Source organism: Pseudomonas sp. PDM19, from assembly GCF_014852215.1.
In the GTDB taxonomy this organism is placed as follows: Bacteria; Pseudomonadota; Gammaproteobacteria; order Pseudomonadales; family Pseudomonadaceae; genus Pseudomonas.
In genome coordinates, this window is sequence record NZ_JACVBG010000001.1 from 84073 (window position 1) to 108014 (window position 23942).

Genomic DNA, 23942 nt, shown 5'->3' on the forward strand with positions numbered 1-23942 from the left:
TGCGCCGGTAGAGGAAGCTGGAGATCGCCCTCACGGCGCCGGCTCCTCGAGCAGCGGCACCAGCGCGCTGCGTGCCCAGCAGGCGGTCACCGCGTCACCCGGTTTCGGCCGTTGCTCCTCTCGCTCGCCATTGGGCAGGGCCGCGACCAGGCGCACGCCGTTTTCCAGTTCGATCTCGTAGCGGCTGCTGGCGCCCATGTATTGCACGTCGAACAGCGTGCCGCTGACTTCCAGCTCGCCGTCGCCCGCACGGCCGAAGCGCACGTGCTCGGGGCGCAGCGAGTGCGGGCGCGACTCGCCCAGCAGGCGTTGGCCGAGGTCGCCGCGCAGCACGTTGGCGGTGCCGACGAACTCGGCGACGAAGCGCGTGGCGGGGCGGCGGTAGAGGTTGCCGGGGGTGTCGACCTGTTCGATGCGGCCCTTGTTGAACACCGCCACGCGGTCGGACATGGACAGCGCTTCGCTCTGGTCATGGGTGACGAAAATGAAGGTGATGCCGAGCTGGCGCTGCAGCTTCTTCAGCTCCACCTGCATCTGCTCGCGCAGCTTCAGGTCGAGCGCGCCGAGGGGTTCGTCCAGCAACAGGACACGCGGGCGATTCACCAGCGCGCGGGCCAGGGCGACGCGCTGGCGCTGGCCGCCGGAGAGCTGCGCTGGCTTGCGCTTGCCGTACCCGGCCAGGGCGACCATGCCCAGGGCCTCTTCGGCGCGGTGGTAGCGCTCGGCCTTGGCCACGCCTTTCACTTTCAGGCCGTAGGCGACGTTGTCCAGCACGCTCATGTGCGGGAACAGCGCGTAGTCCTGGAATACCGTGTTCACGTCGCGCTCGTAGGGCGGCAGGCCCGACGCTTCTGCGCCATGGATGCGGATGGAGCCGGAGGTGGGTTGCTCGAAGCCGGCGATCAGCCGCAGGCAGGTGGTCTTGCCCGAGCCGGAAGGGCCGAGCATGGAGAAGAACTCGCCGTCGCGGATCTCGATGGACACCGAATCGACGGCGCGCACCTCGCCGTAATGACGGCTCACGTCGGTGAACTGGACGGCTGTGGTCATGCTGCTGGCTACCTGAATGGCGGGGGCTGCATCAGAAAAGGTAGCGCATGGGCGCGCGGGTGCTGGTCGGGGCGCGCTGAAACGAAAACGGCGGATGACCGGGACCGGTCATCCGCCGCCGGAAGGACGCTACGTCACCTCCCGCCCATGATCGCGATGTAGTCCTGCGTCCACCGGCTGTACGGCACGCACTGGCCCTGGTCGCACTTGGCCTGCGGCGTCTTCCAGAAGGCGATGCGGTCGAACTGGTCGTAGCCGTTGGTGGCGCAACCTTTTTCGCCCAGCAACTGGCTGCCGGTGCAACCATCGGGTGAGGCGGGCACCGAGCCGAACCAGGCGGCAACGTCGCCCTGCACCTTGGGCTCCAGCGACCAGTTCAGCCACTTGTAGGCGCACACCGGGTGCTTGGCGTCGACGTGCATCATGGTGGTGTCCGCCCAGCCGGTGACGCCTTCGCCGGGGATGGTCGAGGCGATCGGCTGCTTCTCGCCCTGCAGCGCGTTGACCTGGTAGGGCCAGGAGCCGGAAGCGGCCACGCCTTCGTTCTTGAAGTCGCTCATCTGCACCGTCGCGTCGTGCCAGTAGCGGTGGATCAGCTTCTGCTGTTCACGCAGCAGCTTGAGCGCGGCGGCGTACTGTTCCTCGTTGAGCTCATAGGGGTCCTGGATGCCCAGCTTGGGCTCGGCGGTCTTCAGGTAGAGCGCCGCGTCGGCGATGTAGATCGGGCCGTCGTAGGCCTGCACGCGGCCCTTGTTCGACTTGCCATCGGGCAGCTTCTGCTCGCTGAACACCACGCTCCAGCTTTCCGGCGCCTTGGGGAAGACCTTGGTGTTGTACATCAGCACGTTCGGCCCCCACTGGTAGGGCGTGCCGTAGTGCTTGCCGTCCACCGTGTGCCAGGGCGCGTCCTGCAGGCGCTGGTCGACGTTCTTCCAGTTGGGTACCAGGGCGATGTTGATCGGCTGCACGCGCTTGCCGTAGACCAGCCGCAGGGAAGCGTCACCGGACGCGGTGACCAGGTCGTAGCCGCCCTTGGCCATCAGGCTGACCATCTCGTCGGAGGTGGCGGCGGTCTTCACGTTGACCTTGCAGCCGGTGTCCTTCTCGAACTGGCTGACCCAGTCGTAATTCTTGTCGCTCTCGCCGCGTTCGATGTAGCCGGGCCAGGCAATGATATCCAGCGCCCCTTCGGGGTTGCCGAGTTGTTTGAGTGCCTCGGCGGCCTGCAACGAGCCGCTGGCGAGCAGGCCGGCGCCGGCAAAGGCCAGCGCCGCGACTTTCAGTGAAAGCAATTGCACTGATGACATGGACGGACTCCTGTTGTTCTTCGTTGTGGGAGCCACTGCGGAACCAGCGCGCAGAAAAATGGCACCTCCGTTGACCGCTGCGAGTCCATGGGGAATGGCCACGCTCTTGCAGCGTAGTTCTGGCCCCGGAGGCTGACAAGCGAGCCCTGGCGCGGCCCGTGGCCCCAAAAAGGGCGCGGCGCGCAGGGGCGGTGGCGGTTTCGCACCATGGCAGTGCGGCCTGCGCAAACAGCCTTTGCAAGTCATTGAATGGACAGGAAATCGACCTCTGGCACGGGCCTTGCGACGGCACCTGTAGCCGAGTGAGAGCGGCAACAAGGAGTGGAAGATGGCTCGGGTGTTCTATGACGAAATGCATGACGCCGCTGGCGCCTGCCGACCGCACTACACGGAGTTCGCCCGCTGGCTGGCGGACATGCCCGGCGAACAGCTGCAGCAGCGCCGCCGCGAGGCCGACCTGCTGTTCTATCGCGCGGGCATCACCTTCACCCTCTATGGCGACGACCAGGGCACCGAGCGCCTGATCCCCTTCGACACCATCCCGCGCAGCATCCCGGCCAGCGAATGGAAGATCATCGAGGCCGGCTGCATCCAGCGGGTGCAGGCGCTCAACCTGTTCCTCGCCGACCTCTACCACGACCAGCGCATCCTCAAGGAAGGCCTGATCCCGCCCGAGCAGGTCCTGGCCAACGACCAGTACCAGCTGGCCATGCAGGGCCTGGACGTGCCCGGCAACGTCTATGCGCACATCGCCGGCATCGACCTGGTGCGCGACGGCAACGGCGCCTACTACGTCCTCGAAGACAACCTGCGCACCCCCAGCGGCGTCTCCTACATGCTGGAGAACCGCAAGATGATGATGCGCCTGTTCCCCGAACTGTTCGGCGCCCAGCGCATCGCGCCCATCGACCACTACCCGAACCTGCTGCTCGACACCCTGCGTCAGGCCAGTGAAGTGGAGCAGCCCTGCGTCGTGGTGCTGACGCCCGGTCGCTTCAACAGCGCCTACTTCGAGCATGCATTCCTGGCCCGCGAGATGGGCGTGGAGCTGGTGGAAGGCGCCGACCTGTTCGTTCGCGACGAGCGCGTCTACATGCGCACCACCTCCGGCCCGATGCCGGTGGACGTGATCTACCGGCGGGTGGACGACGACTTCCTCGACCCGCTGGCCTTCAACCCCGACTCCATGCTCGGCGTGCCCGGCCTGCTGGCCGCCTACCGTGCGGGCAACGTGGTGCTGGCCAACGCCATCGGCACCGGCGTCGCCGATGACAAGTCCGTCTATCCCTACGTGCCGGAGATGATCCGCTTCTACCTCGACCAGGAGCCGATCCTGCACAACGTGCCGACCTGGCAGTGCCGCCGCCCGCAGGACCTGTCCCACGTGCTGGCGCACCTGCCCGAGCTGGTGGTGAAGGAAGCGCAGGGCTCCGGCGGCTACGGCATGCTGGTCGGCCCGGCCGCCAGCAGTGCCGAGATCGAAGCCTTCCGTGCCCGGCTGATGGCGCGCCCGGAAGCCTACATCGCGCAACCGACCCTGAGCCTGTCGACCTGCCCGACCTTCGTCGAGAACGGCATCGCCCCGCGCCATATCGACCTGCGCCCCTTCGTGCTCTCCGCGCCGGACAACGTGCGCCTGGTGCCCGGCGGGCTGACCCGCGTGGCGCTGCGCGAAGGCTCGCTGGTCGTCAACTCGTCACAAGGTGGCGGTACCAAGGACACCTGGGTAGTAGAGGACTAAGCATGCTCAGCAGAACCGCCTCCGACCTGTACTGGATGTCGCGTTACCTGGAGCGCGCCGAGAACCTCGCGCGCATGCTCGACGTGTCCTACTCGCTGTCGCTGATGCCCCAGGACGGCCGTGGCGACGGCCTGGAAGAACTGGCCATGCCGCTGCTGATCACCGGCAACCTCGACGCCTACCTCGCCCGCCACGGCGAGCTGCACGCCGAACGCCTGTTGAACTTCTTCGCCCTGGATGCGCAGAACCCCGCGAGTATCTACTCCTGCTTCGGCGCCGCCCGTGCCGGCGCCCACGCGGTGCGCGGACGGATCACCACCGACATGTGGGAGAACATCAACGCCACCTGGCTGGAGATGCGCGACATCGCCCACCAGGGCCTGCTGCGCTACGGCATCAGCCACTTCTGTGAATGGGTGAAGGACCGCTCGCACCTGTTCCGTGGCGCCACCTTCGGCACCAGCATGCGCAACGATGCCTTCCACTTCATCCGCCTGGGCACCTACATCGAGCGCGCCGACAACACCCTGCGCCTGCTCGACGCGCGCCATCAGGTGCTGGGCGAACACAGCGCCGGCCCGGCCGAAGGCACGGCGCGCGGCTATTACCAGTGGACCGCGCTGCTGCGCGCGCTGTCGGCGTTCGAGGGTTACACCGAGTTGTACCGCGACGCCCTCAACGCGCGGAACATCGCCGAACTCCTGCTGCTGCGCGAGGACGTGCCGCGCTCGCTGCTGGCCTGTGCCGAGGAGCTGCGCCAGATCCTCGCCAGCCTGCCCGGCATCAACGGCCGTCCGGCCCAGCGTCTGGCCGCCGAACTGGAAGCGCGGGTGCGCTACACCGGCATCGACGAAGTGCTGGGCAGTGGCCTGCATCCCTGGATCACCGACCATATCGGGCTGGTGCGCCAGCTCGCCAACGCCATTCACAGCTCGTACCTGGAGGCCGCATGAAACTCTCCATCCGCCATGACACCACCTACCGCTACGAAGACCAGGTGCGCGCGAGCATCCAGTACCTGCGCCTGACCCCGCAGGAAAGCGAGCGCCAGCATGTGCTCGACTGGCAGTTGCACCTGCCGCGACCGGCACACCCGCAGCGCGATGCCTACGGCAACATCCTTCACGTACTGACCCTGGATGAGCCCCACGAGGCCATTGTCATCGCCGCCCACGGTCACGTGGAAATCGACGTGGAGAACGAGCGCGAGCACGATCACCTGTCGCCGCTGCCGTTCCTGCGCAGCACCCGGCTGACCCAGGCCGACGGCGCGCTGCAGGAGTTCGCCCGTGCCCAGTGCTCCGATCGCCGAGACCGCAAGGCGATGATTCGCCTGATGCAGGCGCTGAACGAGCGCATCGCCTACGTGCCGGGCTCGACCCAGGTGGACAGCACCGCCGCCGAAGCCTTCGCGGCCGGGCAGGGCGTCTGCCAGGACCACGCTCACGCCTTCCTCGCCTGCCTGCGCTACCTCGGTGTGCCGGCGCGCTACGTCTCCGGCTATCTCTACACCGACGTCGAGGATCACCTGGCCAGCCACGCCTGGGCCGAGGCCTGGCTCGATGACGCCTGGTACAGCTTCGACGTGACCAACGTGCTGGATCGCCCTGAGCGCCACCTGAAACTGGCGGTGGGCCTGGATTACCTCGATGCCTGCCCGGTGCGCGGGATGCGCCGGGGCGGCGGTGGCGAGCAGATGCACGCCCGCGTCACCGTGGCGCCGGGTCATCTGCAGCAGATGCAGCAGGCGCAACAGTGAGGATGCGTGGCACAAGCGACGGCACCGGCATAAGATCGGTGCCAGTTCCTGCCGCCATGAGAAAGCCATGACCTACTGCGTCGCCATGAACCTCGCCCAGGGCCTGGTCTTCGTTTCCGATTCGCGCACCAACGCCGGCGTCGACAACATCGCGGTGTTCCGCAAGCTGCATATCTTCGGCACGCCGGGGGAGCGCCTGATCGTGGTGCAGAGCGCCGGCAACCTGGCCACCTCGCAGTCGGTGATCAGCACGCTGCGCCAGCGCATGGGCGACGACGGACCGAACCTCGGCACAGTGGAGAATCTCTTCGAGGCCGCGCGCCTCGTGGGTTCGACGCTGCGTGAAGTGGTCGATCACGACGAGAATATTGGTCAGAACCAGGGTGTCGACCTGGGCAGCTCCTTCCTGGTCGGCGGGCAGATCGGCACGGAAGTGCCGCGCCTGTTCAACGTCTACCCGCAGGGCAACTTCATCGAGTCCTGCCGTGATACGCCGTACTTCCAGATCGGCGAGAGCAAGTACGGCAAGCCGATCATCGACCGCGCCATGAGCTACGCCACGCCGCTGGAACAGGCCCTGCGCTGCGCGCTGATCAGCTTCGACTCGACCATCCGCAGCAACCTCTCGGTGGGCATGCCGCTGGACCTGCTGGTGTACCGCGAGGGCAGCCTGGAGGTGCCGGCGGGGTACCGCATCCAGGAGGGTGACCCGTATTTCGAGGGCATTCGCAACCAGTGGGGCGCGGGGCTGCGCCAGCTGCTGGGCAAGCTGCCGGCGCCACCGGGGGATTACTGGCACTGAGCGCGGTTGCAGGGGCGGGTTCGCGCCGAGCCCCCAGCGGCGGATAACGCTGGCGCGTTATGCGCCCTACAAGAGCTGGATGCCTTTATCCGCCGGCTTTTACCTTCCGCCCCGCCATGTGCTTCAGGTAGGCGACGATCTGCTCCAGTTCCGCATCGCTGACCACATCCGCCGCAAAGCCCTTCATCCGCGCTTCCGGCCAGTGCCGCAGGCTCTGCGGATCGCGGATGTACTGCTTGAGATAGCCCGGCGCGAAGTACTCGGTGGGGTTGTGCGGCAGGTTCAGGTCCGGGCCGAACTGCGAGTCGCCGGCACCGTTCAGGCGGTGGCAGGCCAGGCAGTTCTTCTGGAACTGGGCGAAGCCCTTCTGCACCGATTCAGGCGCATTCTTCGCCGGCAGCAGCGCGGGGAAGCGCTCGGCCAGCGGCTTGAGGTAACGGATGCTGGCGACCTGGAAGGGCCATTGCTCCGGGCCGATGCCGGCGGCTTTCGGATCGGTCCACACCAGATAGAAAGGCCCGGCGGAAGGCTTGCCTTCGGCCAACGGTGGCCAGGGTTTGCCTGTCTCTTCGATGGCCAGCCAGGCGCGCGAACCTTTTTCCGCCAGCAGCGGCGCGGCCGGCAGTTCGGCAGCGAAGCCATCCAGCGCCACGGCCTGCAGGTGGTCGGCCGGCTTCACGCCTTGCAGCAGCGCCGCCAGCGGTACCGCGCGGTATTGCATGGTGCGGTTGTAGGAGACGTCGGCGGGAATCTCGATGTCCTGCGCCTTGGGGTTGGTCAGCAGTTGTTCCGTGCTGAAGTCGTGCCTGCCGTCGGGCAGTTCCAGGGTGAGCGTGGCGGCGAAAGTGGTGGGGCAGAGCAGCAGCAGCGTCAGCAGCAGTGGGCGCATGGTCGCATCCGTGGCGGGAGAGGGCCGCGGAACATTAGCAGAGGAGTGGGCGCAGCAGGAGGCAGGTGGCTCCCGCGCTGCGTTGACCGTGGCTCGCGGATGGCGGCACGCGGTACGCAGCGGCGGGGTTGCCGGGTGTTGGCCCTAGCCGACCAGACGACTCAGATTGGGGATGATCAAAACAACGGTGGTTGCGAAGACGATCAGGCTAGCCTGACGCCACTTTCTCGATTGTTTGTCCATGATGTCCTTCCGCCTTTCTTGTTCTTGGCACGGCTCACTCACGGCCTGTTGATAGTGACGCCCATGCCTTGGCTTCTGGTTTATCGAGCCGAGCCGGCAAAACCCGGCAACGGCACTCTTCGCATCATCTGCCTGATTGAGTCTAAGCCTAGTGCCGCGGGGGCTTAGACCATCTGGCAGCAAGTCCTGCAGCTTCAGGCATATTCCCTCTATATGACCGGGCCGTGACAGCTCTGTTCAGCTTTTCGACCGTTCGTCTGCCTGCTCCGGCAGCCCCTTTCCAGAGCCTTCGACCCGTTCGCCGCCGGTCGGTGGCTGAGCGTGGCGGTCAATTGCGCTGAGCGCTGCGGTCATTGCCGCGCGCCGATACGCCGCTAAGGTAGGCCGACACGCCACGCCTGCGTGACGACAACTCTAAGAGAGAACGCCATGACCGAAGCATTCATTTACGACGCGGTGCGTACTCCCCGCGGCAAGGGCAAGAAGGACGGCGCGCTGCACAGCGTCAAGCCGGTCAACCTGATGGCCGGAGTCCTGCGCGCGCTGCAGCAGCGCAACCAGCTCGACACCGCGCAGGTCGACGACATCGTCCTGGGCTGCGTGACCCCGGTGGGCGACCAGGGCTCGGACATCGCCAAGACCGCCGCGCTGGTCGCCGACTGGGACGAGCAGGTCGCCGGCGTGCAGATCAACCGCTTCTGCGCCTCGGGCCTGGAAGCGGTCAACCTGGGCGCCATGAAGGTGCGCTCGGGCTTCGAGGACCTGGTGGTGGTCGGCGGCGTGGAATCCATGTCCCGCGTGCCCATGGGCTCCGACGGCGGCGCCTGGGCGCTGGACCCGGAAACCAACCTGCACACCAGCTTCGTGCCCCAGGGCATCGGCGCCGACCTGATCGCCACCCTGGAAGGCTTCAGCCGCGCCGACGTCGACGCCTTCGCCCTGCGCTCCCAGCAGAAGGCCGCCAAGGCCCGCGCTGAAGGGCTGTTCGGCAAATCCCTGGTGCCGGTGACGGACCAGAACGGCATCGTCCTGCTCGACCATGACGAATTCATCCGCGCCGATTCCACCCTCGAAGGCCTCGGCGCGCTCAAACCCAGCTTCGAAATGATGGGGCAGATGGGCTTCGACGCCAGCGCACTGCGCAAGTACAGCTTCGTTGAACGCATCGAACACGTGCACACGCCGGGCAATAGCTCCGGCATCGTCGACGGCGCCACCGCCATGCTCATCGGCTCCGAGGCCAAGGGCCGCGAACTGGGCCTGAAGGCCCGCGGACGCATCGTCGCCACCGCGGTGACCAGCACCGACCCGACCATCATGCTCACCGGCCCCGCGCCGGCGACCCGCAAGGCGCTGGCCAAGGCCGGGCTGAAGGCCGAGGACATCGACCTCTACGAGGTCAACGAAGCCTTCGCCTCGGTGGTGATGAAGTTCATGAAGGACATGGGCGTGCCGGAGAGCAAGGTCAACGTCAACGGCGGCTCCATCGCCATGGGCCACCCGCTGGGCGCCACCGGCTGCATGATCCTCGGCACCCTGCTGGATGAACTGGAGCGGCGCAACCTGCGCTACGGCCTGGCCACCCTCTGCGTGGGCGGCGGCATGGGCATAGCCACCATCATCGAACGAGTTTAAGGATCGATCATGGGCTACTGCGCTCGGCCATGCGGCGTTGGAAATTCTCCGGGAATGCTCATTGGCTGCAGCCAACTCCGCTTCCCGAAGAATTTCCGCCTTGCCTGCCCTTCGCTCGTGACGCCCCTGAAGCGATCCCCCACCATGGGAAAAATACAAAAATGACTGACGCCATTCGTTATGAGAAAGGCCAGGACAACATCGTCGTCCTGACCATGGACATGCCCGGCCAGAGCGCCAACACCATGAACGGTGTCTATCGTGAGGCCATGGCCGCCACCGTGGCGCGCCTGGAAGCCGAGAAGGAGTCGATTGCCGGTGTGGTGATCACTTCCGCGAAGAAGACCTTCTTCGCCGGCGGCGACCTCAATGAACTGATCAAGGTGACCAGGGCCGATGCCCAGGCCTTCTACGAAGGCATCCTGGTGCTCAAGGGCCAGCTGCGTCGCCTGGAGACCCTCGGCAAGCCGGTAGTCGCCGCCATCAACGGCGCGGCCCTGGGCGGCGGCTGGGAAATCTGCCTGGCCTGTCACCACCGCATCGCCCTGGACGAAAGCCACGTCCAGCTCGGCCTGCCGGAAGTCACCCTGGGCCTGCTGCCAGGAGGTGGCGGCGTGGTGCGTATGGTGCGCCTGCTCGGCCTGGAGAAGGCCCTGCCGTACCTGGCCGAAGGCAAGAAGGTGCGCCCGGACCAGGCACTCAAGGCCGGCCTGATCCATCAGCTGGCTTCCAGCCGCGACGAGCTGCTGAGCAAGGCCCGTGAGTGGATTGCTGCCAACCCGGCCGCCAAGCAGCCGTGGGACAGCGCTGGCTACAAGATTCCCGGCGGCACGCCGGCAAGCCCCGCCGTGGCGCAGATGCTGGCCATCGCGCCTTCCGTGCTGCGCGACAAGACCAAGGGCTGCTTCCCGGCGCCGGAGAAGATCATGTGCGCCGCCGTCGAAGGCGCGCAGGTGGACTTCGACACCGCTCAGCTGATCGAGGCGCGCTACTTCACCGAGCTGACCACCGGCCAGGTGGCGAAGAACATGATCGGCACCTTCTGGTTCCAGCTCAACGAGATCAACGCCGGCAAGTCCCGTCCGCAGGGCATCCCGCCGCAGCAGACGAAGAAGGTCGGGGTGGTCGGCGCCGGCATGATGGGCGCGGGCATCGCCTACGTCTCGGCCGCCGCCGGCATCGAGGTGGTGCTCAAGGACGTTTCCCTGGAGTCGGCAGAGAAGGGCAAGGCCTATTCCGCCGGCCTGCTGGACAAGAAGGTCGGCCGCGGCCAGATGAGCGCCGAGAAGCGCGACGCCTTCCTCGCGCGGATCAAGCCGACCGCCAGCGATGCCGACTTCGAAGGCTGCGACCTGATCATCGAAGCGGTGTTCGAGGACCGTGGCCTGAAGGCCAAGGTCAGCGTTGCCGCCGAATCTGCCGCGCTGCCCGATGCGGTGATCGCCTCCAACACCTCGACCCTGCCGATCACCGGCCTGGCCGAGGCGGTAGCGCAGCCGCAGAAATTCATCGGCCTGCACTTCTTCAGCCCGGTGGACAAGATGCCGCTGGTGGAGATCATCCGCGGCGAGAAGACCGACGACGCCACCCTGGCCCGCGCCTTCGACTACGTCCTGCAGATCAAGAAGACCCCGATCGTCGTCCACGACAGCCGTGGTTTCTTCACCTCCCGCGTGTTCGGCACCTTCACCAACGAAGGCCTGGCCATGCTCGGCGAGGGTGTGTCGGCGGCGATGATCGAGAACCAGGCGCGCCAGGCCGGCATGCCGGTGGGCCCGCTGGCGATCAGCGACGAAGTCTCCATGAGCCTGATGACCCACATCCGCGAGCAGACCCGCAAGGATCTGGAAGCAGAAGGCAAGCAACTGCCCAGACACCCGGCCTTCGCGGTGGTGGACCTGATGGTCAACGAGTACAAGCGCCCGGGCAAAGCCGCCGGCGCCGGCTTCTACGACTATCCCGCCAACGGCAAGAAGCACCTGTGGCCGGAGCTGAAGCAGCGCTTCGAGAAGGCTGACGCGCAGATTTCCGCTGAGGATGTGCGCGACCGCATTCTCTTCGTGCAGGCCATCGAGACGGTGCGCTGCGTGGAGGAGGGCGTGCTGACCTCCACCGCCGACGCCAACATCGGCTCGATCTTCGGCATCGGCTTCGCGGCCTGGAGCGGCGGCGCACTGCAGTTCATCAACCAGTACGGCCTGAAGGACTTCGTCGCCCGCGCCGAGTATCTGGCCGAGCAGTACGGCGAGCGTTTCCTGCCGCCGGCGCTGCTGCTGGAGAAGGCCGCGCGCGGCGAGACGTTCTGACCGTCCCTGTAGGAGCGAGGGGGACGCCTGGTTCTTGCTCGCGAACCTGGCTCCGCAGCGGGGCTGTTCGCGAGCGAGCTCGCTCGTACAGAAAAAACCGGCCCCATGGCCGGTTTTTTCTTCCCTGTGCAGACCGTAGGATAGCGCTTTCTCACTTGCAAGGAATGCCCTCCGATGACGCCTCCCGCCCTGTTGATCATCGACCAGCAGAAAGGCATGCGTGACAGCCTGGAGCCGCGCAACAACCCGCAGGCCGAGCAGCGCATCGGCGACCTGCTGGCGGCCTGGCGCCGGGAAGGTTGGCCGCTGGTACATATTCGCCACATGTCGCGCACGCCGGGCTCGCCGTTCTGGCCGGGACAGCCGGGCGCCGAGTTCCAGGAGGCGCTGGCACCGCTGGAGCATGAGCACGTGGTGGAAAAGAACGTCCCCGACGCTTTCATCCACAGCGGGCTGGAGCGCTGGCTGCGTGTGCGGGATATCGGGGCGCTGGTGATCTGCGGCGTCAGCACCAACAACTCGGTGGAGGCCACGGCGCGCACGGCGGGCAACCTGGGCTTCACTACGCAGGTCGTCGCCGACGCCTGTTTCGCCTTCGACAAGCGCGATTTCAACGGCCTGCAGCGCAGTGCCGAGGAGGTCCACGCCATGTCCCTGGCCAACCTGCAGGGCGAGTACGCGCAGGTCCTGGACACGAACTCGCTGCTGCAAAGGCTGTCCATCGGCTGAATCCTTGCCAACCGGCCGTCACTCCTGTGCATCCGTGCAATTGAAGGAAGTCGGTTTTTCCGGTATTTCCCCTGAAATTCCTACACAAGAATCGGCCTCGGCATCTTGTGTGGTGAAAAAATAGGGCGTAATTTTCACGCGCGTTTCATCAGTGTCAGGAAAACCATTCTTATCAGCCGCCAACCCCCCAGGAATCACCCCTGCATGTCGTTGCACATCTGCATTCTGGAAACCGACATCCTCCGCCCCGAACTCATCGATCAGTACAAGGGCTATGGCTGGATGTTCCAGCAACTGTTCGCCAAGCAACCCGTTCCGGCCGAGTTCACGGTCTACAACGTGGTGGAAGGGCATTACCCGCCCGAAGATGAGAAGTTCGACGCGTACCTGGTGACCGGCAGCAAGGCGGACTCCTTCGGCACTGATCCCTGGATCCAGACCCTCAAGGACTACGTGCTCAAGCTCTACCAGCGCGGCGACAAGCTGCTGGGTGTGTGCTTCGGCCACCAGCTGCTGGCACTGGTGCTGGGCGGCAAGACCGAGCGCGCGAGCCAGGGCTGGGGCGTGGGTATCCACGATTACCGCATCGAGGAGCAGCCGGAGTGGATGAGCCCGGCGCCGGGCGATGGCCTGACCCTGCTGGTCAGCCACCAGGACCAGGTTACCGAGCTGCCCCACGGCGCCCGTCGCATCGCCTCCAGCGACTTCTGCCCGAACGCCGCCTACGCCATCGGCGACCAGGTGTTGTGCTTCCAGGGCCACCCGGAGTTCCAGAGCGACTACTCCCAGGCGATCCTCGAGCTGCGCAAGCACATCTTCAGCGAGCCGGTGTTCCAGTCCGGCATCGACAGCCTCTCGCGCCCGCACCAGGGTACGGCGGTCGGCGAATGGATGATGCGCTTCGTCCAGCAGGGGCGTGATGAAAAGAAGAGCGCGGCCTGACTCCTGCCGTGTTGACTGAAAACGCCGCTCAATCGAGCGGCGTTTTCGATTCTGGAGACGGGGTATCGGCAAACGGCTTTTGTAGGATGGGCGGAGCTTCCCGGGGGCATCTGTAGCTTGCGGTCAGAGCCAGTCGGCCTGCTTGAAGCTGATGTAGAGCCCGACGCAGCCCAGCGCCAGCAGCCCCATGATCAGGAAGTAGCCGTAGTGCCAGTGCAGCTCCGGGATGTACTCGAAGTTCATCCCGTAGATGCCGGCCACGGCGGTGGGGAACGCGAGGATGGCTGCCCAGGCGGCGAACTTGCGCTGCACCACGCTCTGCCGCGAGGACTCCAGCGCCAGCCCGACTTCGATGGTCTGGCTGGCCACGTCGCGCAAAGTGGTGAGGTCTTCGAGCAGGCGGTTCACGTGGATCGCCACGTCGCGAAAGTAGGGGCGCATCTGCTTGTCGATGAAGGGGAAGTCCAGGCGCTGCAGCTCCTGGCAGATTTCCACCATGGGCGCGGCATAGCGCCTGAGCCGCAGTACTTCACGGCGCAGGCCGTAGATCTTTTCGATCTGCTCCTGGGTCAGCGACTTGCGCAGCACCTCTTGTTCCACCTCCTCAATCTCCGCGCGGATCGCCTCGACCACCGGCTCGTAATTGCTCATCACGAAATCCAGCAGGGCGTAGAGCACGAAGTCGGTGCCATGGGCCAGCAGCAGCGGTCGCGCCTCGCAGCGCTGGCGGACCTGGGCGTAGGACTGGGAGAAGCCATGGCGCGCGCTGATGATGTAGCCGATGCCGGCAAAGAGGTGGGTTTCGACGAACATCAGTCGGCTATCGGCGCGGATCGGTGAGTAGATGACGATGAACAGCGCGTCACCGAAGGTTTCCAGCTTCGGCCTGCTGTGCTTTTCCAGCGCGTCTGACACGGCCAGTTCGTGCAGGTTGAACTGCCGTTGCAGGTTGAACATCTCTTCCGGAGTTGGCTCCTGCAGGCCGGTCCAGACGAAGTGGTCGGGCTGACACGCCCAGCGGTAGCCGTCCTCGAGCGGGATGTCGGAGACCTTGCGGCCCTTGCTGTAGACGGCGGAAGCGATGACTCGGCCCATGCTCAAGCCCACCCTGCTGCTGGATAGGTCGTTCTGCAGGGATTGAGTGTTGGCCAGCCTGGCGCGACGCGCCAGCGAAGCGGAATCAGGAGTGAGGCGTGAGCGCTTCCTGGAGGCCTTGCAGTGCCACGGGCACCGCCTGGTTGAAACGTTCGAAGAGCCCGCTGCGGTCGATATTGTCCACCGGGGCACGGCGCGCGCCGTCGAAGCCGGCGCTGAGGGCGGTGACCACCAGGATCACGATGGTGTAGAGCCCCAGGGCGGCGAGGGCGCCGTTGCGGGCGTAGCGGTGGGCTTGGCGGTTCATGCTGGCGACTCGGGTCAGGGGAAGTGATGGCCCAGTGTCGCTTTGGTCATTTCGATTGAATAACGATGCCGGTTGGTTCCCGGTATCAGGCAAATTGATAGATGGCGGCGCTACGACCAGACGCAAGGAGGTGAGTGGCGGGACGCTATCGGATGTTTCCGGAACTCTGGCGGGCTTCATGGCTGCTTGACCCTCGTCAGGGAGGGGAGGCGACGGGCGTGGCGGCCGTCGAAAGCACTGAGGTTGCGTCATCGTCCCTGAAAGGCCCGGCATCACGCCGGGCTTTTCGCTTCGGGCAGGGTTGCATGACGTCACCTGCTGCAGGCGGCTGGCGGGATGTGAAGGTTTCAGCCCTGCTTGGAAGCGGCTTCGACATTCACCTGGCTGGCGGACTGCTCGGACTGTTGTTGCTGAATAGCGGCCTGGGTCATGTGAACCATGCGGTCCTGCATCAGCGGGGACTCTTCGGCAAAGCTGGCCTGGGCGGCGAAGGCGGTAGCGGCGGCCAGTACGCTGGCGGCGATGATGTTGAGTTTCATGATGAACACCTCTGGGTTGGTTTGTTTCGGGTTCATCTATAGGTTAATGCGTAATAATTTTTGAAAAATAGCAAACAGGCTTAATCAGTATTGCTATTTAGGTAATAGTGATGGCATGAAAAAGCCCGGCACCAGGCCGGGCTTTTGGTCATCGGGCGATCAGGCCAGGTGGTTCCGGTCCAGCTCGATGGACTTGTCCAGGGTTTCCAGCAACTGCTTGCGCACTTTCAGCTTGGTGTTGCGGTGGGCGGTCATGTTCAGCTTCTTCAGGTGCTGGGCGGCCTCCAGGGCAGCGGCCTGGAGTTGTTCGGCCGGCACCACCTTGTCGAGGAAACCGGCGTCCACGGCGTCGCGCGGGTTGAACATTTCGGCGTTCACCACAGAGCGGGTGAAGGCGGAACGGCGCAGGCGGTCACGGGCCAGTTCGATGCCGACGTGGTGCATGGTCATGCCGATGGCCACTTCGTTGAGGCCGATCTGGAACGGCCCGTCGACACCGATGCGGTAATCCGCCGAGAGCAGGATGAAGGCGCCCTTGGCCACGGCGTGGCCGGTGCAGGCGACGATGACCGGGAACGGGTGGGACAGCATGCGGCGGGCCAGGGTGGAGCCGGCGGCCACCAGGTTCACGGCGTTTTCCGGGCCGGAGGTCATCACCTTGAGGTCGTAGCCGCCGGAGAGGATGCCCGGCTGGCCGGTGACGATGACAATGGCACGGTCCTTCTCCGCCTGGTCCAGGGCCTGGTTGAAGGCTTCGATGACCGCCGGGGAGATGGCGTTCACCTTGCCGTTGTTCAGGGTCAGGGTGGCGATGCCGTCTTCGAATTGGTAGCTGATCAGCTCACTCATGGCAGAGGGTCCTGGGTTGCAGTCCTTGGGTTGGAAGTGGCCAGAACATACTGACGCGGGCCTGGTGCGTAAAGCGTTTTGACTGACTGATGAGTCAGCCGCATGCCACTAAATTCGGGCGATTTCTGTGCGCTGTGCACGCAAATTCCGACGGCGTTCGTGGAGAGGTCTCAGGCGTACTGTTAAGCTGCCAGTATCCCTGCGTCCCGCTCTCGCACAATCCAGGATGTGCCTGCCATGTCGAAGATTCTCAAGTGGTCCCTTTTCGCCGTCGTGGCGATCGCCCTCATCATCAAGGCGTCGCTCTGGCTTTCCGTACGCAGCGTGGTGAACGAAGCCATCGCCCGCGTCTCTCCGTTCATGGAGATCACCTATGGCGGAATCTCTTCGTCCTTCGACGGCCGTGTCGGTCTGCAGAACGTGGTGATCAGGGTGCCCATGGCCGGTGACAGCCTGAAGGTCTCCCACGCCCAGTTGAAGTTCAATGGGCTGCGCGAGTTGCTGAGCTTCAAGGAGCGTCTGGATGAGGGCAAGCTGCCGGAGCAGATGGCAGCAGACCTCAAGGGCGTCGAGTTGCAGATCCACGGTCCGTTCATGCAATCGCTGTACGCCAAGCCGGCAGAGAAGAGCGCCTTCACTGCCATGAGCGAAGTGGCCTGCGGCAACGTCCGCAACATCGGCGTCGATGAGTTGCTGCAGATGGGGTACCGCACCCTCGAGTCGGATATCGAGTTTTCCTACCGCATGCAGCCGGGCGCGCAGACCCTGACCTTCGACCTGCGCAGCGACACTCGCGACATGCTCGACATGCACACCAGCATGACACTGATGAACGTTTCCGAGCGTCCGGGCGACATGCGCGTGAACCCGCCGCGGGTATCCCAGGTCGTCTTCGAGATGAACGACAACCAGTACCAGCGCCGGGTCAGCGAATTCTGCCGTGGCAAGCTGGGCGTCGATCAGAAAGCCTACACCGCGCTGTCGCTGGAGAAATTCGACAAGGCCTTGCGCCAGCAGCGCGTCGCGCTCGACAAGCCGCTACTCGAGGCCTATGGCCGTTACCTGGAAGATCCGCGTTCGCTGCGCATCGAGCTGATGCCCAGTGAGGGAATGGCCTGGGGCGGTCTGCAATTTTTCGAGCCCAAGGATGTGATCCAGATGCTGCATCCGGTCGTCTTAGTGAACCAGCAGTCAGTCACACCGCTGGGGTTCGCGTGGGTCGATCCGGCTAAGGAAAAACTCACGCCGGAAAGCCAGTATCAAATGGTTTCGGCCCCGGAAACGGTTGAGTCGCAGGCCAAAACGCAGCAATATGAGTTCGTTAGCGTTGAAAGTCTTGCCCAGTACACAGGCAAGCGCCTGCAGTTCATCACGTTTGATGGTGCCTATTATCAGGGTGTGCTGCACAAGGTGGAGAACGGCCGAGTCTATATCACCGTCATGATCGGGACGGGCTCGGCGGAAATGTTCCTCCGCCTGAACAAGATCAATCAGGTGCGGGTCATGTTGTGAGGCCCTGCGAAGGAGAGAGCAAGTGAGTGAGTCGTTGTCCATCCAGCATGATGAAACCAGCCACCAGTTCGTAACGACTGTTGATGGTCATCGCGCCTATCTGGCCTACATGGATCTGGGCAAGCAGACGCTCGACATCTACCGCACCTTCGTTCCGGACAGCTTGCGTGGTCGCGGCATCGCCGCCGCTCTAACCGAGCATGCGCTGCAGTTCGCCGAGCGCAAGGGCTATAGCGTCATCCCGTCGTGCTCCTACGTCGAGCGCTACCTGGAACGCCGCCAGCGTCACACCGATACAGCGCTCTGACGTTCAGCGCGCTGAAATGAAAAAAGCCCGGCCAATGCCGGGCTTTTTCTTTGGCTTTTCGTAGGAGTGAGCTTGCTCGCGAATTGCCTGACGCTGGCGCTGGCGGAGACTCTGTTCGCGAGCAAGCTCGCTCCTACAGGTTCATCCCGCGAGGCGGCGGAACAATAAAAAAAGCCGGGCAGATGCCCGGCTTTTTCGTTCGTGCCTTGAGCGTCAGCCGCGCTGGCGCTTGGGCAGGACTTCCTTGAGCTTGGTGTGCATGCTGCGCACGGCCTTCTCGGTGGTGTCCCAGTCGATGCAGGCATCGGTGATCGACACGCCGTACTGCAACTGGCACAGGTCCTTCGGGATCGGCTGAGCGCCCCAGCCCAGGTGGCTTTCCACCATCAGGCCGACGATGGAGTTGTTGCCTTCGGCGATCTGGTTGGCGACGTTGTCCATTACCAGCGGCTGCAGGGCAGGGTCCTTGTTGGAGTTGGCGTGGCTGCAGTCGACCATCACGTTCAGCGGAATCTTCGCCTTGGTCAGTTCCTGTTCGCACAGGGCGACGCTGACCGAGTCATAGTTCGGCTTGCCGTTGCCACCGCGCAGCACCACGTGGCCGTAGGCGTTGCCCTTGGTGGTGACGATGGAGACGCCGCCTTCCTGGTTGATGCCCAGGAAACGGTGCGGGCTGGATACCGACTGCAGGGCGTTGATCGCCACGGTCAGGCTGCCGTCGGTGCCGTTCTTGAAACCGACCGCCGAGGACAGGCCGGAAGCCATCTCGCGGTGGGTCTGGGATTCGGTGGTGCGCGCGCCGATGGCCGACCAGCTGATCAGGTCCTGCAGGTACTGCGGGGAGATCGGGTCGAGCGCCTCGGTGGCGGTGGGCAGGCCCATTTCGGCGAGGTCGCGCAGCAGTTGGCGGCCGATGTGCAGGCCGTCCTGGATCTTGAAGGAGTCGTCCAGGTACGGGTCGTTGATCAGGCCTTTCCAACCGACCGTGGTGCGCGGCTTTTCGAAGTACACGCGCATCACCAGGAACAGGGTGTCGGAGACTTCCGCAGCCAGCACCTTCAGACGCTCGGCGTATTCGTGGGCGGCCTTGATGTCGTGGATCGAGCAGGGGCCGATTACCACGAACAGGCGGTGGTCCTTGCCGTCGAGGATGTCGCGGACGACCTGGCGGCCGTTGGCGACGGTGCGCAGGGCGGCGTCGGTCAGGGGGATTTCGCGCTTGAGCTGCTCCGGCGTGATCAGTGTCTCGTTGGAGGCAACGTTAAGGTCGTCGATCTGTAAATCAGCCATCGTGGTACTCAATCAGGTCACGGGTGCCGGCCGCCAGAAATCCCCGTGCGATGGGGCGCAGGCAGAGGTGTCGCTAAGGGGAACCCGAACCTTAACCGTTCAGGCGTAGCCTCGACAATGGCTCGATGCAGGAAAATGCCCGCAACACGGGCATTTGCGCGACTTTCTGCGGGGCGCTGGTCAGACCGCGCAAAACATCGGGAAGTCGGCGGCGTTATGCGCGATCCACTCCAGCGCCAGGGTCTCGAAGGGCAGGCTGCTGCCGCTCGCCTGTTCCTGCTGGCGACGGTACTGTTCGATCTGGCAGACCTGCTCGACCATGCGCGCCCGGAACAGGGTGTCTTCGTCGATGAAGGCAATGCCTACGCGGTAGTCGCTGGCCTGCTTGCGGCTCCAGGCGATGACGCCGGGGTAGCAGGCGGAGTCGCCCAGCAGGGGAATGCGCAGCTCGATGGAGGTGCCGCGGCGAAAGCCCCGTGGCGAATTGCACGCGACGCCGCCGAGGCTGATATTGTGCAACCGCTGGCGCGGCAGGAAAGTCTGTTTGCGGATGACCAGCTCGACCGGAAAATCGCACGGGTGGCGCAGGAACTGACGCATGACGGAACGCTCCGACTGCAATCTTTATAGTGGTGGCACCTTGAGTATAGTGCCGGCCCTGGAGCTGACCGACCTGGATGCCGACCGCCGGCTGCTGGAGCTGCCGGGCGTATCGCTGCTGATTTTCACCGGCGCTGGCTGCTCCACCTGTCGCTGGGCGCGGCAGGTGCTGCCGCAGTTCCACCTGCCCATCGACCGCCTGTGCTGGATCGACGCCGGGCACAGCGGCGGCCTGGTCGAGCGCTACGAGGTCTTCCACCTGCCGTCCCTGTTCCTGGTGCGCGACGGCCACTTCCTGGGCCCTGTCCACGCACCGCTGCGCCCCGAACCCCTGACCCAAGCCCTGCGCGCTGCCCTGGCGCGCCCTGCTGAGGAATTGCCTTGATGAATCTGCGAATCGGCATCATCGGAACCGGCGCCATTGGCGGTTTCTACGGCCTGATGCTGGCCCGCGCCGGCCATGACGTTCATTTCCTGCTGCGCAGCGAGTATCTCGCCGTCGCCCAGAACGGCCTGCGTCTGAACAGCCAGGTGCACGGCGCGCTTAGCCTGTCGCCGGTGAACGCCTACGACGATGTGGCGAAGATGCCGTCCTGCGACTGGCTGCTGGTGGGCGCCAAGACCACCAGCAACGCCGACCTCGCGCCGCTGATCATTCAGGCCGCTGCGCAGGGGGCGAAGGTCCTGTTGCTGCAGAACGGCCTCGCCGTGGAGGACGAGTTGCGCGCGCTGCTGCCCGACCACATCCACCTGCTCGGCGGACTCTGCTTCATCTGCGTGCACCGCGCCGAGCCGGGTGTGATCGAACACCAGGCCTTCGGTGGGGTGAACATTGGCTATCACTCGGGCTCCGCGCAGGAGGCCGAAGCGCGCCAGGCGATCGTGGAGGAGGGTGCCGCGCTGTTCCGCAGCGCCGGCCTGGACTCCAATGCCATGCCCAACCTGGAGCAGGCGCGCTGGCAGAAGCTGGTCTGGAACATCCCCTACAACGGTCTCTCGGTGCTGCTCGACAGCGGCACGCGGGCGATCATGGACAACCCCGACAGTCGCACCCTGGTGGCCGAACTGATGGAGGAAGTCATCGCCGCCGCCGCCGCGTGCGGGCACTCGCTGCCCCAGGGCATAGTCGGGGCGATGCTCAGTTCCACCGATGCGATGCCGGACTACCTGCCCAGCATGTACCATGATTTTGCCCAGCGCCGGCCGCTGGAATTGGGCGCCATCTATGCGGCGCCTCTGGAAGCTGCGCGCAGGGCGGGGCGCGAACTGCCGAAGATCGATGCGCTATATCGCGCGCTGCGTTTCATCGACGCGCGCAACCAGACTCGCTGACGAGCACCGGGGGGGAAGCATGGCAAAAGGGCTGGGCGACAAGCTGGTGGTGGCGATCTCCTCGCGGGCGCTGTTCGACCTGCGGGAAAGCCATCAGGTCTATGAAAGCGAGGGCGTCGAAGCCTATCGCCAGTACCAGATCGACCGCGAGGACGAAGTCCTGCCGCCGGGCGATGCCTTTGCCCTGGTGCAGAAGCTGCTCGCCCTCAACGGCGGGACCGACAGCGCGCCGGTGGAAGTCGTCCTGGTATCGCGCAACAGCGCCGATACCGGCCTGCGCGTATTCAACTCCATCCAGCACTACGGCCTGGGCATCTCCCGCGCCGCCTTCGTTGGCGGGCGCAGCCCTTATCCCTACCTCAAGGCGTTCAACTGCCACCTGTTCCTCTCCACCCACATAGAGGACGTGCGCAACGCGCTGGACGCCGGCTTCGCTGCCGCGACCATCCTTTCCGGCGGCACCCGCCGGGAAGCCAATGGCGAGCTGCGCTTCGCCTTTGACGGCGATGCGGTGCTGTTCTCCGACGACTCCGAGCGCGTCTACCAGCAGGGTGGCCTGGAGGCCTTCCAGACCCACGAGCGCGAGTCCGCCCGTGAGCCATTGGGTGGCGGCCCGTTCAAACCCTTCCTGAAGGCGCTCAATCGCGTGCAGCAGGCCTTCCCCCAGGAGTCCTGCCCTATCCGCACGGCGCTGGTCACCGCGCGCTCGGCCCCGGCCCACGAGCGGGTGATCCGCACCCTGCGCGAGTGGGACATCCGCCTGGACGAGTCACTGTTCCTCGGTGGCCTGGACAAGGCCGCCTTCCTCGAAGCTTTCGCCGCCGACGTGTTCTTCGACGACCAGCCGATGCACTGCGAGAAGGCGCGGGAAGTGGTGGCGACCGGCCATGTTCCCCATGGTGTGAGCAACGAGAAGAAGGTCGCCGGATAGCCGCCCGGCCGCGACATCCGGCCTTCTCGGAGCGATTCGCGTTCTCCTGCTACGCTGCTGGATAGGCCCCGCCGCGCAGGCAGTCGAGGAGGCCGCATGATCCGAACGATTCTTTACGCCACCGACCTCGGTCTTTACGCCCCCTACGTCCTTCAGCACGCACTTTCCCTGGCCCGTGCCTACGGAGCCGAGGTGTATGTCGTGCACGCGGTCGAACCGCTGGGGCTGTTCGCCGAGTCCGTCCTGCAGACCTACCTGGATGAAGGCACGCTGAACGAGATGCGCACCAACGGCCTGACCAACGTCATGGGCAGCATCGAGCAGCGGGTGATGGAAGGGTTCCGCGATGAACTGGGGGAAGCGCGCCAGGACGCCGAGCTGATCCGCTCGGTGCGCGTGGTGCAGGGGGACGCGCCGATGGTGATTCTCGACGAGGCCAAGCGCCTGGACGTCGACATCATCGTCGCCGGCAGCCACAGCCATGGGGATGGCCTGAACACGCCGCTGGGGCGCACCGCCGCGCGCCTGGTACAGCTGGCCGAAGTGCCGGTCTACCTGGTACCGATGCTGCAGCACCGCTGAAGGCTTTGTGACGATACGTCGGGCAAGCCCGGAATTTCCGTGGGGCTTTAGACGAATGGCATGCAGGGCGAAAAAAAACGTCTAGTTTTATTCCTTAAACCATTAATATGGTTATAAAACGACAAGCCCCTGATCGCGGGTCGCGACATTCATTTCGAGGAAAGTCCATGAAGCTTCAGCAACTGCGCTATATCTGGGAAGTCGCGCACCACGATCTGAACGTCTCGGCCACCGCCCAAAGCCTGTACACCTCCCAGCCCGGCATCAGCAAGCAGATCCGCCTGCTGGAAGACGAGCTGGGCGTCGAAGTCTTCGCCCGCAGCGGCAAGCACCTGACCCGCGTCACCCCGGCCGGCGAGCGCATCATCACCACCGCTGGCGAGATCCTGCGCAAGGTCGAGAGCATCAAGCAGATCGCCCAGGAGTTCTCCAACGAAAAGAAGGGCACGCTGTCCATCGCCACCACCCACACCCAGGCGCGTTATGCACTGCCCGGCGTGATCAGCGGCTTCATCAAGCAGTACCCGGACGTCTCCCTGCACATGCATCAGGGCACGCCGATGCAGATCGCCGAGATGGCCGCTGACGGCACCGTCGACTTCGCCATCGCCACCGAGGCGCTGGAGCTGTTCGGCGACCTGATCATGATGCCGTGCTACCGCTGGAACCGCTGCGTGATCGTGCCCCAGGGCCACCCGCTGACCAAGGTGCCGAAGCTGACCCTGGAACTGCTCGCCGAGCAGCCCATCGTGACCTACGTATTCGGCTTCACCGGCCGCTCCAAGCTCGACGAAGCCTTCAACCAGCGTGGCCTGGTGCCGAAAGTGGTGTTCACCGCGGCCGACGCCGACGTGATCAAGACCTACGTGCGCCTGGGGCTGGGCGTGGGCATCGTGGCCCACATGGCGGTCGATCCGAAGCTCGACAGCGACCTGGTGATGCTCGATGCCAGCCACCTGTTCGAGTCCAGCGTGACCAAGATCGGGTTCCGTCGCGGCACCTTCCTGCGCGGCTTCATGTGCGACTTCATCGAGAAGTTCGCCCCGCACCTGACCCGCGACCTGCTGGCCAAGGCCGTGCAGTGCCACAACAAGACCGAGCTGGACGAGCTGTTCGACGGCATCGAGCTGCCGGTCTACTGATCGCCTCCGCACTCGAAAAAGCCCGGCAGATGCCGGGCTTTTTCATTGCTGAC

General features: G+C 64.9%; 24 protein-coding genes. 15 read left to right on the plus strand and 9 right to left on the minus strand.

Annotated elements, in window-relative coordinates; all coding sequences use genetic code 11:
- Window positions 1-30: 30 nt before the first annotated feature.
- Complete coding sequence (locus IB273_RS00430) at window positions 31-1050, minus strand: ABC transporter ATP-binding protein (RefSeq protein WP_138216385.1); 1020 nt, start codon at window positions 1048-1050, stop codon at window positions 31-33.
- A 134-nt stretch (window positions 1051-1184) separates the two neighbouring features.
- The gene (gene ydcS / locus IB273_RS00435; RefSeq protein ID WP_081520607.1) at window positions 1185-2357 is read right to left on the minus strand and encodes a putative ABC transporter substrate-binding protein YdcS; all 1173 of its coding nucleotides are present in this window, start codon (window positions 2355-2357) and stop codon (window positions 1185-1187) included.
- Window positions 2358-2685: 328 nt separating this feature from the next.
- On the opposite strand from ydcS, the gene IB273_RS00440 reads away from it, so the two are divergent.
- The 4 genes from IB273_RS00440 to IB273_RS00455 all read left to right on the plus strand — a co-directional run bounded on the left by IB273_RS00440 (window position 2686) and on the right by IB273_RS00455 (window position 6659).
- Window positions 2686-4098, plus strand: coding sequence for a circularly permuted type 2 ATP-grasp protein (locus IB273_RS00440; protein ID WP_081520606.1), 1413 nt, complete (start codon window positions 2686-2688; stop codon window positions 4096-4098).
- Window positions 4099-4100: 2 nt separating this feature from the next.
- Window positions 4101-5051: an alpha-E domain-containing protein gene (locus IB273_RS00445; protein WP_045208605.1), complete on the plus strand. Its 951-nt coding sequence runs from the start codon at window positions 4101-4103 to the stop codon at window positions 5049-5051.
- Window positions 5048-5857 carry a transglutaminase family protein gene (locus IB273_RS00450; RefSeq protein WP_151186541.1) on the plus strand — a complete coding sequence of 270 codons (810 nt, stop codon included), beginning with the start codon at window positions 5048-5050 and terminating at the stop codon, window positions 5855-5857. Before IB273_RS00445 ends, IB273_RS00450 begins: the two co-directional genes overlap by 4 nt.
- Window positions 5858-5924: 67 nt before the next feature.
- Window positions 5925-6659 (plus strand): proteasome-type protease, encoded by a 735-nt coding sequence (locus IB273_RS00455; protein WP_192222938.1) that lies wholly within the window; start codon window positions 5925-5927, stop codon window positions 6657-6659.
- 85 nt (window positions 6660-6744) lie between these two features.
- Here the strand turns inward: IB273_RS00455 and IB273_RS00460 are convergent, their stop codons facing one another.
- Window positions 6745-7548, minus strand: a complete 804-nt coding sequence (locus IB273_RS00460; protein ID WP_192222939.1) for a cytochrome c — start codon at window positions 7546-7548, stop codon at window positions 6745-6747.
- A gap of 672 nt (window positions 7549-8220) precedes the next feature.
- Here IB273_RS00460 and IB273_RS00465 point away from each other — a divergent pair.
- From IB273_RS00465 to IB273_RS00480, 4 genes are all read left to right on the plus strand, one after another.
- Entirely contained in the window at window positions 8221-9426 is a 1206-nt protein-coding gene (locus IB273_RS00465) for an acetyl-CoA C-acetyltransferase (RefSeq protein WP_138216379.1), read from the plus strand.
- Window positions 9427-9587: 161 nt separating this feature from the next.
- On the plus strand, window positions 9588-11732 hold the full coding sequence (locus IB273_RS00470; RefSeq protein ID WP_192222940.1) for a 3-hydroxyacyl-CoA dehydrogenase NAD-binding domain-containing protein: 2145 nt from the start codon (window positions 9588-9590) through the stop codon (window positions 11730-11732).
- Window positions 11733-11906: 174 nt separating this feature from the next.
- Window positions 11907-12461: a cysteine hydrolase family protein gene (locus IB273_RS00475; RefSeq protein ID WP_192222941.1), complete on the plus strand. Its 555-nt coding sequence runs from the start codon at window positions 11907-11909 to the stop codon at window positions 12459-12461.
- 204 nt (window positions 12462-12665) lie between these two features.
- The gene (locus IB273_RS00480; RefSeq protein WP_081520599.1) at window positions 12666-13403 is read left to right on the plus strand and encodes an amidotransferase; all 738 of its coding nucleotides are present in this window, start codon (window positions 12666-12668) and stop codon (window positions 13401-13403) included.
- A gap of 123 nt (window positions 13404-13526) precedes the next feature.
- Here the strand turns inward: IB273_RS00480 and IB273_RS00485 are convergent, their stop codons facing one another.
- From IB273_RS00485 to IB273_RS00500, 4 genes are all read right to left on the minus strand, one after another.
- Window positions 13527-14498 carry a magnesium and cobalt transport protein CorA gene (locus tag IB273_RS00485; protein ID WP_081520665.1) on the minus strand — a complete coding sequence of 324 codons (972 nt, stop codon included), beginning with the start codon at window positions 14496-14498 and terminating at the stop codon, window positions 13527-13529.
- Between the two features lie 85 nt (window positions 14499-14583).
- On the minus strand, window positions 14584-14805 hold the full coding sequence (locus IB273_RS00490; protein WP_081520598.1) for a hypothetical protein: 222 nt from the start codon (window positions 14803-14805) through the stop codon (window positions 14584-14586).
- 347 nt (window positions 14806-15152) lie between these two features.
- On the minus strand, window positions 15153-15344 hold the full coding sequence (locus tag IB273_RS00495) for a hypothetical protein (protein ID WP_081520664.1): 192 nt from the start codon (window positions 15342-15344) through the stop codon (window positions 15153-15155).
- A gap of 159 nt (window positions 15345-15503) precedes the next feature.
- The gene (locus tag IB273_RS00500; protein ID WP_045208591.1) at window positions 15504-16193 is read right to left on the minus strand and encodes a crotonase/enoyl-CoA hydratase family protein; all 690 of its coding nucleotides are present in this window, start codon (window positions 16191-16193) and stop codon (window positions 15504-15506) included.
- A 237-nt stretch (window positions 16194-16430) separates the two neighbouring features.
- Between IB273_RS00500 and IB273_RS00505 the strand changes: the two genes are divergently transcribed.
- Together IB273_RS00505 and IB273_RS00510 are read left to right on the plus strand one after the other, a co-directional pair.
- Window positions 16431-17705, plus strand: coding sequence for a hypothetical protein (locus tag IB273_RS00505; protein ID WP_081520597.1), 1275 nt, complete (start codon window positions 16431-16433; stop codon window positions 17703-17705).
- Window positions 17706-17727: 22 nt separating this feature from the next.
- A complete protein-coding gene (locus IB273_RS00510; RefSeq protein WP_024765462.1) occupies window positions 17728-18012 on the plus strand; it encodes a GNAT family N-acetyltransferase in 285 nt (94 codons plus the stop codon).
- A gap of 213 nt (window positions 18013-18225) precedes the next feature.
- On the opposite strand, the gene IB273_RS00515 is transcribed toward IB273_RS00510, so the two are convergent.
- Together IB273_RS00515 and IB273_RS00520 are read right to left on the minus strand one after the other, a co-directional pair.
- On the minus strand, window positions 18226-19302 hold the full coding sequence (locus IB273_RS00515; RefSeq protein ID WP_081520596.1) for a 3-deoxy-7-phosphoheptulonate synthase: 1077 nt from the start codon (window positions 19300-19302) through the stop codon (window positions 18226-18228).
- 180 nt (window positions 19303-19482) lie between these two features.
- Entirely contained in the window at window positions 19483-19902 is a 420-nt protein-coding gene (locus IB273_RS00520; protein ID WP_192222942.1) for a PilZ domain-containing protein, read from the minus strand.
- Here IB273_RS00520 and IB273_RS00525 point away from each other — a divergent pair.
- From IB273_RS00525 to cysB, 5 genes are all read left to right on the plus strand, one after another.
- Window positions 19901-20287, plus strand: coding sequence for a thioredoxin (locus IB273_RS00525; protein ID WP_151186546.1), 387 nt, complete (start codon window positions 19901-19903; stop codon window positions 20285-20287). The genes IB273_RS00520 and IB273_RS00525 overlap by 2 nt on opposite strands.
- Complete coding sequence (locus IB273_RS00530) at window positions 20287-21234, plus strand: putative 2-dehydropantoate 2-reductase (RefSeq protein WP_192222943.1); 948 nt, start codon at window positions 20287-20289, stop codon at window positions 21232-21234. The genes IB273_RS00525 and IB273_RS00530 overlap by 1 nt, the downstream gene beginning before the upstream one ends.
- 19 nt (window positions 21235-21253) lie before the next feature.
- The gene (locus IB273_RS00535) at window positions 21254-22165 is read left to right on the plus strand and encodes a 5'-nucleotidase (protein WP_081520592.1); all 912 of its coding nucleotides are present in this window, start codon (window positions 21254-21256) and stop codon (window positions 22163-22165) included.
- Window positions 22166-22261: 96 nt separating this feature from the next.
- On the plus strand, window positions 22262-22747 hold the full coding sequence (locus IB273_RS00540; protein WP_081520591.1) for a universal stress protein: 486 nt from the start codon (window positions 22262-22264) through the stop codon (window positions 22745-22747).
- Window positions 22748-22914: 167 nt separating this feature from the next.
- Window positions 22915-23889 (plus strand): HTH-type transcriptional regulator CysB, encoded by a 975-nt coding sequence (cysB, locus tag IB273_RS00545; protein WP_024765699.1) that lies wholly within the window; start codon window positions 22915-22917, stop codon window positions 23887-23889.
- Window positions 23890-23942 lie beyond the last annotated feature (53 nt).

Excerpts from the sequence above, each read along its gene's own strand:
- IB273_RS00430 (WP_138216385.1), bottom strand. The coding sequence starts at position 1,050 with ATGACCACAGCCGTCCAGTTCACCGACGTGAGCCGTCATTACGGCGAG.
- ydcS (WP_081520607.1), bottom strand. The coding sequence starts at position 2,357 with ATGTCATCAGTGCAATTGCTTTCACTGAAAGTCGCGGCGCTGGCCTTT.
- IB273_RS00440 (WP_081520606.1), top strand. The coding sequence starts at position 2,686 with ATGGCTCGGGTGTTCTATGACGAAATGCATGACGCCGCTGGCGCCTGC.
- IB273_RS00445 (WP_045208605.1), top strand. The coding sequence starts at position 4,101 with ATGCTCAGCAGAACCGCCTCCGACCTGTACTGGATGTCGCGTTACCTG.
- IB273_RS00450 (WP_151186541.1), top strand. The coding sequence starts at position 5,048 with ATGAAACTCTCCATCCGCCATGACACCACCTACCGCTACGAAGACCAG.
- IB273_RS00455 (WP_192222938.1), top strand. The coding sequence starts at position 5,925 with ATGACCTACTGCGTCGCCATGAACCTCGCCCAGGGCCTGGTCTTCGTT.
- IB273_RS00460 (WP_192222939.1), bottom strand. The coding sequence starts at position 7,548 with ATGCGCCCACTGCTGCTGACGCTGCTGCTGCTCTGCCCCACCACTTTC.
- IB273_RS00465 (WP_138216379.1), top strand. The coding sequence starts at position 8,221 with ATGACCGAAGCATTCATTTACGACGCGGTGCGTACTCCCCGCGGCAAG.
- IB273_RS00470 (WP_192222940.1), top strand. The coding sequence starts at position 9,588 with ATGACTGACGCCATTCGTTATGAGAAAGGCCAGGACAACATCGTCGTC.
- IB273_RS00475 (WP_192222941.1), top strand. The coding sequence starts at position 11,907 with ATGACGCCTCCCGCCCTGTTGATCATCGACCAGCAGAAAGGCATGCGT.
- IB273_RS00480 (WP_081520599.1), top strand. The coding sequence starts at position 12,666 with ATGTCGTTGCACATCTGCATTCTGGAAACCGACATCCTCCGCCCCGAA.
- IB273_RS00485 (WP_081520665.1), bottom strand. The coding sequence starts at position 14,498 with ATGGGCCGAGTCATCGCTTCCGCCGTCTACAGCAAGGGCCGCAAGGTC.
- IB273_RS00490 (WP_081520598.1), bottom strand. The coding sequence starts at position 14,805 with ATGAACCGCCAAGCCCACCGCTACGCCCGCAACGGCGCCCTCGCCGCC.
- IB273_RS00495 (WP_081520664.1), bottom strand. The coding sequence starts at position 15,344 with ATGAAACTCAACATCATCGCCGCCAGCGTACTGGCCGCCGCTACCGCC.
- IB273_RS00500 (WP_045208591.1), bottom strand. The coding sequence starts at position 16,193 with ATGAGTGAGCTGATCAGCTACCAATTCGAAGACGGCATCGCCACCCTG.
- IB273_RS00505 (WP_081520597.1), top strand. The coding sequence starts at position 16,431 with ATGTCGAAGATTCTCAAGTGGTCCCTTTTCGCCGTCGTGGCGATCGCC.
- IB273_RS00515 (WP_081520596.1), bottom strand. The coding sequence starts at position 19,302 with ATGGCTGATTTACAGATCGACGACCTTAACGTTGCCTCCAACGAGACA.
- IB273_RS00525 (WP_151186546.1), top strand. The coding sequence starts at position 19,901 with ATGACGGAACGCTCCGACTGCAATCTTTATAGTGGTGGCACCTTGAGT.
- IB273_RS00520 (WP_192222942.1), bottom strand. The coding sequence starts at position 19,902 with ATGCGTCAGTTCCTGCGCCACCCGTGCGATTTTCCGGTCGAGCTGGTC.
- IB273_RS00530 (WP_192222943.1), top strand. The coding sequence starts at position 20,287 with ATGAATCTGCGAATCGGCATCATCGGAACCGGCGCCATTGGCGGTTTC.
- IB273_RS00535 (WP_081520592.1), top strand. The coding sequence starts at position 21,254 with ATGGCAAAAGGGCTGGGCGACAAGCTGGTGGTGGCGATCTCCTCGCGG.
- IB273_RS00540 (WP_081520591.1), top strand. The coding sequence starts at position 22,262 with ATGATCCGAACGATTCTTTACGCCACCGACCTCGGTCTTTACGCCCCC.
- cysB (WP_024765699.1), top strand. The coding sequence starts at position 22,915 with ATGAAGCTTCAGCAACTGCGCTATATCTGGGAAGTCGCGCACCACGAT.